The organism is Alphaproteobacteria bacterium, assembly GCA_035625915.1.
In the GTDB taxonomy this organism is placed as follows: domain Bacteria; phylum Pseudomonadota; class Alphaproteobacteria; order JACZXZ01; family JACZXZ01; genus DATDHA01.
The window spans coordinates 1-7,686 of record DASPOR010000034.1; the positions used below are offsets into that span (position 1 = coordinate 1).

Below are 7,686 nucleotides of genomic sequence, written 5' to 3' on the forward strand. Positions count from 1 at the left end.
CTGCGGATGGTCGCGCACGTCAAGGCGATGGAGAACGACGTCGCCTTTGACCTTGTTGAGCTCGGCGGCCGTCTCTGGGTCGCGACAGCATGCATGGACGCGCCAGCGATCGGCCGTGTATTGACGAGTGAATTCCAGCCCCAGCCCACGGCCGGCTCCCGTGATCAGGATTGTTGGCATGACGCTTACGACCCTCCGCGGTCAACTGATTTCGAAATGTGCCTCGGTCGGTTTCCTCGCCAAGCCATTGATTGGAACGATGTCCTGCGGGCATGACGAGAAGGCGACAACGCAATCCAACTCGGCACGGAGCGTTACCCAGTCGCCAGGCTTCGACACCGTTGGTTCGAAACTCAGGCTCGCATCCGGCTTGATTGGAATATTCATGAAGAGGTTGAGCGGGCTCGGCGTCTCCGGTGGCGTCATGCCGAGCTCTGCCAATCCAGCGGCGAGATTGTCCGTGCAGTTGTCGTGATATTCCTTGCAACCCAGCTGCTCGTAGCGATAACGATCGCATGCTGCGAGGATCGTGTCGTGAATACCCGGCGAAGTGTCCTCGACGAGTGTGAGGATGGGCCGACGGCGGTTCGTGACGAAGACGTCGCCGACTTTCGGAATCGCCCGCAGCGTGTGCGTGCGCGTATGTTCCATCGACATGAACTCGCGCGGGTCGGCGAGATTGAACGCCCAGGTATCGACCACTTGGGTGCCATGGGTATTGATGACACGGACAGCCTGGCCTTTCTTCAGGACGACCGCCTTGCCCTTGCGTGCCGGAATTTCGATGCGCTCGCTTGCCGACATGTTGCAGTCCCCCCGAAGTGGTTTCGTCCTAAGTCGAACGCCCTTGCCTGCGGGCGGTCAGCTCGATTTCGATTTTGAGACGTGAATCGACCAAGGCCGCGACGATGACAGTGGAATTGGCCGGTTTGATCCCCTTGAACTTTCGGCCGAAGACAGGTGCTACCAGCTTGAAATCTTCTGCGTTCACGAGATAAACGACGACGCGCACCGTATCCGCAAGCGAGCTGCCTGCTTGGGCGAGCGCTTTTTCGATATTCCGGAAAGTCTGCTCCGTCTGCTCGACAACGCCCGGCGCCACCGTCCGTTTTTCATAGTCGTAGCCGGTGGTGCCCGCCACGAACACGAAGTCGCCGTCGGTCACCGCCCTCGAATAGCTGGCGATCTCTTCCCATTCACCCCCAGACGAGATCAGCTTACGCGCCATCGCACCCTCGCAATCGGCGTTGGTCCCTGCATTCGACACCCCACACTCATTTTTGCACTTGCGCCTTGACCGCTTCGATCAGCGCCCGATTGCGCTTGTCCGCGTTGTGCGCGTTGATCGCGAGGATTGCGTGCACAACGCCAATGAGCCAAAACAGCGCGCCAGCCCAGGCGAAGATAAGCGTCACCAAAAGCAAAATGGCGAGGCAATAGATTACCAAATTCACCAACGATTGAAACGGCTTGCCGATGAGAGCCAGCGCAAGCGGCGACATGAATATCGCAACAAGGTAAATCATCCACGTGCTTCCCCGCAGTGCGTCGAACCTCGGTTTTGCCCGTAGTTTAGCGCGGGATCGCACCGATGTAAGCCTATACTCGTTCGGCCCCGGACCCGTATCGAGTACGATGCGGCAGGACGGCGCGCCACATCGAGGCCGGTGCCCTTACCTCGACTCCTCGAAGATTTCCCTGCCGATCAGCCAGCGCCTGATTTCGGACGTCCCAGCGCCGATCTCGTACAGCTTGGCATCGCGCAACAGGCGTCCAGTCGGATAATCGTTGATATATCCGTTACCGCCTAGGAGCTGGATTGCGTCGAGCGCGACGCGGGTCGCCTTTTCGGCGGCGTAAAGGATCGCACCTGCCGCGTCCTTGCGCGTCGTCTGGCCGCGATCGCACGCCTTCGCGACGGTGTAGACATAGGCTTTGCAGGCGTTCATCGTCGTGTACATGTCTGCAATCTTGCCCTGAACGAGCTGGAAGCTGCCGATCGCCTGGCCGAACTGTTCACGCTCGTGCACGTAGGGCAATGCCACGTCGATGCAGGCCTGCATGATTCCGCAGGGTCCGGCCGCGAGCACGGTACGTTCGTAATCAAGCCCGCTCATCAGCACATTGACACCCTGGCCGACCCGGCCAAGCACGTTTTCGGCCGGCACTTCGCAGTCCTGAAAGACGAGTTCGCCGGTATCCGAGCCACGCATGCCGAGCTTGTCCAGCTTTTGGGCGGTGGAGAAGCCCCGGAACCCGCGCTCGACGATGAAGGCCGTAATGCCACGTGGGCCGGCATCGGGATCGGTCTTGGCATAGACCACGAGCGTGTCGGCGCACGGGCCGTTCGTGATCCACATCTTGGTGCCATTGAGGATATATCGCTCGCCTTTGCGATCGGCGCGGAGCTTCATTCCGACGACGTCGGAACCCGCACCCGGCTCGCTCATCGCCAAGGCGCCGACGTGCTCGCCCGAAATGAGCTTCGGAAGGTAGCGCCCCTTCTGCTCGGCCGAGCCGTTGCGGCGTATCTGATTGACGCAGAGATTGGAGTGGGCGCCATAGGAAAGGCCGATGGAAGCTGACGCGCGGCTGATTTCCTCCATTGCCACGCAATGTTCGAGGTAGCCCATGCCGGTGCCACCCCATTCCTCTTCGACCGTGATGCCGTGCAATCCGAGCTTGCCGAGTGCAGGCCACAGATCGCGTGGAAATACGTTCGATTTGTCGATTTCGTCGGCCCTTGGGGCAATGTGGTCCAATGCGAAGCCGCGCACCGACTCGCGCAACATATCAGCCGTCTCGCCAAGGCCGAAGTCGAGGACCGAGGCTTGGTTGGGGATCATCGACTTTCTCCTCCCGAACCGTGGTTGAAAACTTTAGCGGCCATAGGCCTGTTTGCGAAGACGCGATCGCCCTTGGGGGCCCTCAGCGCGCGACAGGTCGGCTTCGCGGCGGTGCGCCAGTTGTACGCACTTTGGGAAAAAGCCGCCTTCCCAATCCGTTATACTTTACGTTTACGTAAACGTCAATACAAACGCGATCTAGAACCTCGTCAGCCCTTTGCGCGGCCAGCTCGCTTGCCCGCCCTACCGCCCTTCTCGAGTTCGGCGAGACGTTCGTGGCAGCGGGCCTCGACCGTCGAGAGTTCGCGGAGAGTGATCTCGATATCCTCACGTTGCTGGCGAAGTTGCCGCCGCCGCTCTTCGATCTTGGCAAGGAAGTGCCGAAGCTGGCCGAGTTCGCCTGGCGCACGGTCGTAGAGGTCGATGATCTCCTTGATCTCCAAAAGGCTGAACCCGAGCCTTTTTCCCCGCAAGATCAAGCGCAGTCGAACGCGATCGCGCGCGCTGTAGATCCGCGTCTGACCGCGCCGCTCCGGCGCAAGCAGCCCCTCGTCTTCGTAAAAGCGGATTGTGCGCGTGGTGACGTCAAATTCGCGCGATAGCTCGGTGATACCAAGGCGCTCAGCCATGTAGCACGCCAATCAACGCAACCAAGCCTGGCGTACTTCCCGGGTCGGTGCACTCGGGCCACTCGCTTGTCGGCTCACCTCCAGATCCTGCGCGTCCACGACCGCGACGGCGGTCATGTTGACGACGCCGCGCGCCGTGACCGAGGGCGTGAGGATGTGCGCGGGCAGAGCGGCACCCAAAAGGATCGGTCCTACGCTCAAGGCGTTCGCCAGGACCTTTACCATGTTGAAGGCGATATTCGCCGCGTCGAGTGACGGCATGACGAGCAAATTAGCGCGACCGGTGAGCTTGGAGTTGGGGAAGATGCGATTGCGGATCTCCTCCGAAAGGGCCGAATCCGCATGCATCTCGCCTTCGACCTCAAGCGTGGGCGCCCGCATGTGCAGCAGCCTCAGCGCCTCGCGCATCTTGAGGGCGGAGGGTGTGTTCTCGCTGCCGAAATTCGAGTGGGAGAGGAGCGCGACCTTCGGCACGATGCCAAACCGCCGTACCTCGTCGGCAGCCATAAGGGTGGTCTCGACAATTTTCTCGGCAGTCGGGTCCGGGGTTACATACGCGTCGCACAAAAAATAGATGCCAGCCGGAGAAATCAGGAGGTTGAGAGCTGCGACAATATCGTTCTTTTGTCCGGGACCGATGACGTCGAGGAGGTGACGCAGGTGAACCTGATAGCGCCCCACAGTGCCGCATAGCATGGCGTCCGCATGCCCTTTTCTTACGCCGAGCGCTGCAATCACCGTATTATTCGTTCGCAGCACGGTGCGCGCATAGTCGGGTGATACACCCTTGCGCTCCATGATCGTGTGATAGCTCGTCCAGTAATCTTTGTAGCGCGGGTCATCCTGAGGGTTGACGATCTCGAAATGCTCGCCGGGTCGAATGCGCAAGCCGAGCTGCTGGATTCGCGCCTGGACGACATGCGGGCGGCCGATCAGAATGGGCTTCGCTAGTCCCTCGTCGACAACGACTTGGACCGCGCGCAATACGCGCTCTTCTTCGCCTTCGGCGTACACGACGCGCTTCGGATTCTGGCGCGCACGTTCGAAAACGGGCTTCATGACCAGGCCGGAACGGAATGCAAATTGCGAGAGTTGATCGCGATAAGCGTCGAAGTTGGTGATTGGCCGAGTGGCAACACCGCTATCCATCGCGGCCTTGGCGATGGCCGGCGGCAATTCGATGATGAGTCGCGGATCGAATGGACGTGGAATGAGATAATCGGGACCGAAGCCGGAAATCTCGACGCCGTAGGCCTTGGCAACGACGTCGGAGGGCTCCTTGCATGCCAAGTCCGCGAGTGCATTCACGCACGCAAGCTTCATCGCCTCGTTGATCGTCGTGGCGCCGACGTCGAGCGCCCCTCGGAAGATGAAGGGGAAGCACAGAACGTTGTTGACCTGATTCGGATAATCCGAGCGACCGGTCGCGATCACCGCATCCGGGCGTGCTGCCCGCGCGGCTTCCGGAAGGATCTCCGGCACGGGATTGGCAAGTGCGAGGATGAGCGGCTTCGCCGCCATTCGCTTTACCATGTCCCCTGTCAGGATTCCCGGTGCGGAAAGGCCGAGGAAGATGTCGGCGCCGTCGATCACTTGATCGAGCGTCCTTGCCTGAGTGTCCTTGGCATAGAACGCTTTTCGGTCGGTCATCTCCTCCTTCCGGCCCTTGAATACGACCCCAAGGCGATCAATGAGAACGATGTTCTCCGGCTTCACACCCATCGACACGAGAATATCGAGACATGCGATTCCGGCCGCCCCACCACCCGTCGAGACGAGCTTCACGTCGCGGATTTTCTTGCCGACCACCCGCAGGCCATTGATCACCGCCGCCCCAACGATGATTGCCGTACCGTGCTGGTCGTCGTGAAAAACCGGAATTTTCATGCGCGCGCGCAGTGCCGCCTCGATTTCGAAGCACTCGGGTGCACGAATGTCTTCGAGATTGATGGCCCCGAAGGTCGGCTCCAGGCTCGCCACGATGTCGACCAGCTTCTTCGGGTCTGTCTCGTCAATCTCGACGTCAAACACGTCGATGCCCGCGAACGTCTTGAAGAGGACCGCCTTGCCCTCCATGACGGGCTTCGCGGCGAGCGGACCGATATGTCCGAGGCCGAGAACAGCGGTACCGTTCGAGATCACACCGACAAGATTGGCACGTGCCGTAAGGCTCGACGCCTCGACCGGATTGGCCACGATCGCGTCGCAGGCCGCGGCGACGCCAGGCGAATAGGCGAGCGCAAGGTCGCGCTGGTTGGCGAGCGGCTTCGTCGCGACGATGCCGATCTTTCCCGCCATTGGCGAGCGATGATATTCGAGTGCCGCCTCCTTAAGGTCGTCCGCCATTCGCAGGCTCTTCCCGTCCGATTGCCCCGGAATGCGAATATGGCATAGGAGTTACCGGCTTTGAAAGCTATTAGCCCTTTCGGATGGGCCGTCCGCCAGCGATCCGGATTCCGCGACGGAGGAAACGCACAAATCGCGCGGCAGGCTTCGGTAAATGCTGCGAGCTAAATTTCCTTGAAACCGACTTTGGATGGAATGGTGCGGTCGAGAAGACTCGAACTTCCACGGGGTCGCCCCCACAGCGCCCTCAACGCTGCGCGTCTACCAGTTCCGCCACGACCGCACAAGCCACACGAACCCTTGGCAAAGCCACGGTTGCGTCCCGGGCTTGCCTTTCGCAAGCAGGGGGAATAGCAAATCGGAATGGAGATATCAAGAATAGTCCCTCGCACTTTCAAGGCCTTGGCAAATCCCAGGGAAATCGGGGCGATGGCGGGTCCCGAATGGCGCCTCTCCGAGGGGCCGATCGATTATCCGACGGCTATCGAGGAGATGGAGCTGAGGGTCGCCGCTGTCCGCGCCGGTACCCTTGGAGAGCAAGTCTGGCTTCTCGAACACCCCCCGCTCTATACCGCCGGCACCAGTGCCAAGCCCAGCGACCTGCTGGGGCCGAGCCCATTTCCGGTTTACAAGACCGGGCGAGGCGGGCAATTCACCTATCATGGGCCCGGGCAGCGCGTCGCTTACGTGATGCTCGACCTGAAGCGCCGGCGGCCCGACGTGCGATGTTTTGTGCAGGGCCTCGAGGAATGGATGATCCTGACACTCGAGCGCTTCGGCGTGAAGGCGGGACGGCGCGACGGTCGGATCGGCATCTGGGTGCCGCGCAACGGCAGTCGGGAAGACAAGATCGCGGCCATCGGTGTGCGTGTTCGGCGTTGGGTCACCTATCATGGCGTCGCCCTCAACGTCGCACCCGATTTGAACCATTTCAAAGGCATCGTGCCATGCGGGATCGCTGAGGCGAACTTTGGCGTGACCTCGCTGCACGCTCTCGGCGTCCCCGTAAAGATGGCCGAAGTCGATGCGGTTCTACGGGAGACCTTCGGCGCTGTTTTCGAAGCCGAGGGTGCTGCGATGATTTGCCAAAACCCAGACTAGACGACATCGACGACAGGATTGGCGTTATCGGCAATCGCCCATGACACCCTGCCACCGCAATGCGCTGGGATGAGCCGGGCAAGCTCGTCCGCGACTGTCTCCACCTTCTGCGCCGATGCCGGCTCAATCGCCTGGACGGTCAAGACTGCGCACCTGGTGCCATCGGCGATGGCGCTGCGGGCGTCCTGGTACCAATTCCAGCGCCTGCAAAGAATCTTTTCGCCATCGGCGTAGACGACTTCGCCTTCCTTCGGCGGGTCGTTCCGCTGCGCCGCGTCGCCGAGCGCCACGAAATCGTCGCCTGGCCGGGCGTGGCGGAAGGCAAGAGGCGGCACGACGTGCGCGAGATCGTCGGCGCCGACCGGCAATAATGTGCGCAACGATATGGCGTTGTAGAGATCGACGAGGTTACTTACCTGCGGCAGCCGCTCCCCCTTTTGAAGAAGCCGCAGAAGCCGCTCAGCCGAGGAACGATAGCTTGTCTTCTTGACGCCAAAGGCCTTGTAAGCCTCTCGCCATGCGCTGAGTTCGGGAATTTCGCCTGCTGGGGTGTCGCCCCACTGATCCCACGCAGCGGCCTCGGCATCCGCGACGACGGCGTCGAGCGCCGGTGTGCGCACGAGCGATATGGCGATGCCGTCGGCCACGAGGAGTGCCACGCGAAAATTTGGGAAGTCTTGGCGAATTTCACGGATGTCGAGGCGGATCATGGAAGCCATCAAACGGTCGGAAGCGTTCGGAAGCCGGGTTCGCCGTCATCCTCG

General features: G+C 61.0%; 9 protein-coding genes and 1 tRNA gene. 1 reads left to right on the forward strand and 9 read right to left on the reverse strand.

Translation table 11 applies throughout. The features are described from left to right. The 8 genes from VEJ16_03175 to VEJ16_03210 all read right to left on the reverse strand — a co-directional run. The coding region (locus VEJ16_03175) for an SDR family NAD(P)-dependent oxidoreductase (protein HYB08655.1) at positions 1 to 180 on the reverse strand (180 nt) is incomplete at its 3' end. Between the two features lie 21 nt (positions 181 to 201). Further along, complete coding sequence (locus tag VEJ16_03180; protein ID HYB08656.1) at positions 202 to 804, reverse strand: urea carboxylase-associated family protein; 603 nt, start codon at positions 802 to 804, stop codon at positions 202 to 204. A gap of 28 nt (positions 805 to 832) precedes the next feature. Then, positions 833 to 1,228: a RidA family protein gene (locus VEJ16_03185; protein ID HYB08657.1), complete on the reverse strand. Its 396-nt coding sequence runs from the start codon at positions 1,226 to 1,228 to the stop codon at positions 833 to 835. Positions 1,229 to 1,274: 46 nt separating this feature from the next. Beyond that, on the reverse strand, positions 1,275 to 1,526 hold the full coding sequence (locus VEJ16_03190) for a hypothetical protein (GenBank protein ID HYB08658.1): 252 nt from the start codon (positions 1,524 to 1,526) through the stop codon (positions 1,275 to 1,277). Between the two features lie 147 nt (positions 1,527 to 1,673). Next, positions 1,674 to 2,846, reverse strand: coding sequence for an isovaleryl-CoA dehydrogenase (locus VEJ16_03195; protein HYB08659.1), 1,173 nt, complete (start codon positions 2,844 to 2,846; stop codon positions 1,674 to 1,676). 209 nt (positions 2,847 to 3,055) lie between these two features. Beyond that, on the reverse strand, positions 3,056 to 3,475 hold the full coding sequence (locus VEJ16_03200; protein HYB08660.1) for a MerR family DNA-binding transcriptional regulator: 420 nt from the start codon (positions 3,473 to 3,475) through the stop codon (positions 3,056 to 3,058). 12 nt (positions 3,476 to 3,487) lie between these two features. Then, positions 3,488 to 5,821 carry an NADP-dependent malic enzyme gene (locus VEJ16_03205; protein ID HYB08661.1) on the reverse strand — a complete coding sequence of 778 codons (2,334 nt, stop codon included), beginning with the start codon at positions 5,819 to 5,821 and terminating at the stop codon, positions 3,488 to 3,490. 196 nt (positions 5,822 to 6,017) lie between these two features. Next, positions 6,018 to 6,104: transfer RNA gene (locus VEJ16_03210), tRNA-Leu, on the reverse strand. 146 nt (positions 6,105 to 6,250) lie between these two features. Here VEJ16_03210 and lipB point away from each other — a divergent pair. Continuing rightward, on the forward strand, positions 6,251 to 6,922 hold the full coding sequence (gene lipB / locus VEJ16_03215; protein HYB08662.1) for a lipoyl(octanoyl) transferase LipB: 672 nt from the start codon (positions 6,251 to 6,253) through the stop codon (positions 6,920 to 6,922). On the opposite strand, the gene VEJ16_03220 is transcribed toward lipB, so the two are convergent. Beyond that, a complete protein-coding gene (locus VEJ16_03220; protein HYB08663.1) occupies positions 6,919 to 7,632 on the reverse strand; it encodes a phenylalanine--tRNA ligase beta subunit-related protein in 714 nt (237 codons plus the stop codon). The genes lipB and VEJ16_03220 overlap by 4 nt on opposite strands. Positions 7,633 to 7,686: the final 54 nt, after the last annotated feature.

Excerpts from the sequence above, each read along its gene's own strand:
- VEJ16_03180 (HYB08656.1), bottom strand. The coding sequence starts at position 804 with ATGTCGGCAAGCGAGCGCATCGAAATTCCGGCACGCAAGGGCAAGGCG.
- VEJ16_03185 (HYB08657.1), bottom strand. The coding sequence starts at position 1,228 with ATGGCGCGTAAGCTGATCTCGTCTGGGGGTGAATGGGAAGAGATCGCC.
- VEJ16_03190 (HYB08658.1), bottom strand. The coding sequence starts at position 1,526 with ATGATTTACCTTGTTGCGATATTCATGTCGCCGCTTGCGCTGGCTCTC.
- VEJ16_03195 (HYB08659.1), bottom strand. The coding sequence starts at position 2,846 with ATGATCCCCAACCAAGCCTCGGTCCTCGACTTCGGCCTTGGCGAGACG.
- VEJ16_03200 (HYB08660.1), bottom strand. The coding sequence starts at position 3,475 with ATGGCTGAGCGCCTTGGTATCACCGAGCTATCGCGCGAATTTGACGTC.
- VEJ16_03205 (HYB08661.1), bottom strand. The coding sequence starts at position 5,821 with ATGGCGGACGACCTTAAGGAGGCGGCACTCGAATATCATCGCTCGCCA.
- lipB (HYB08662.1), top strand. The coding sequence starts at position 6,251 with ATGGCGGGTCCCGAATGGCGCCTCTCCGAGGGGCCGATCGATTATCCG.
- VEJ16_03220 (HYB08663.1), bottom strand. The coding sequence starts at position 7,632 with ATGATCCGCCTCGACATCCGTGAAATTCGCCAAGACTTCCCAAATTTT.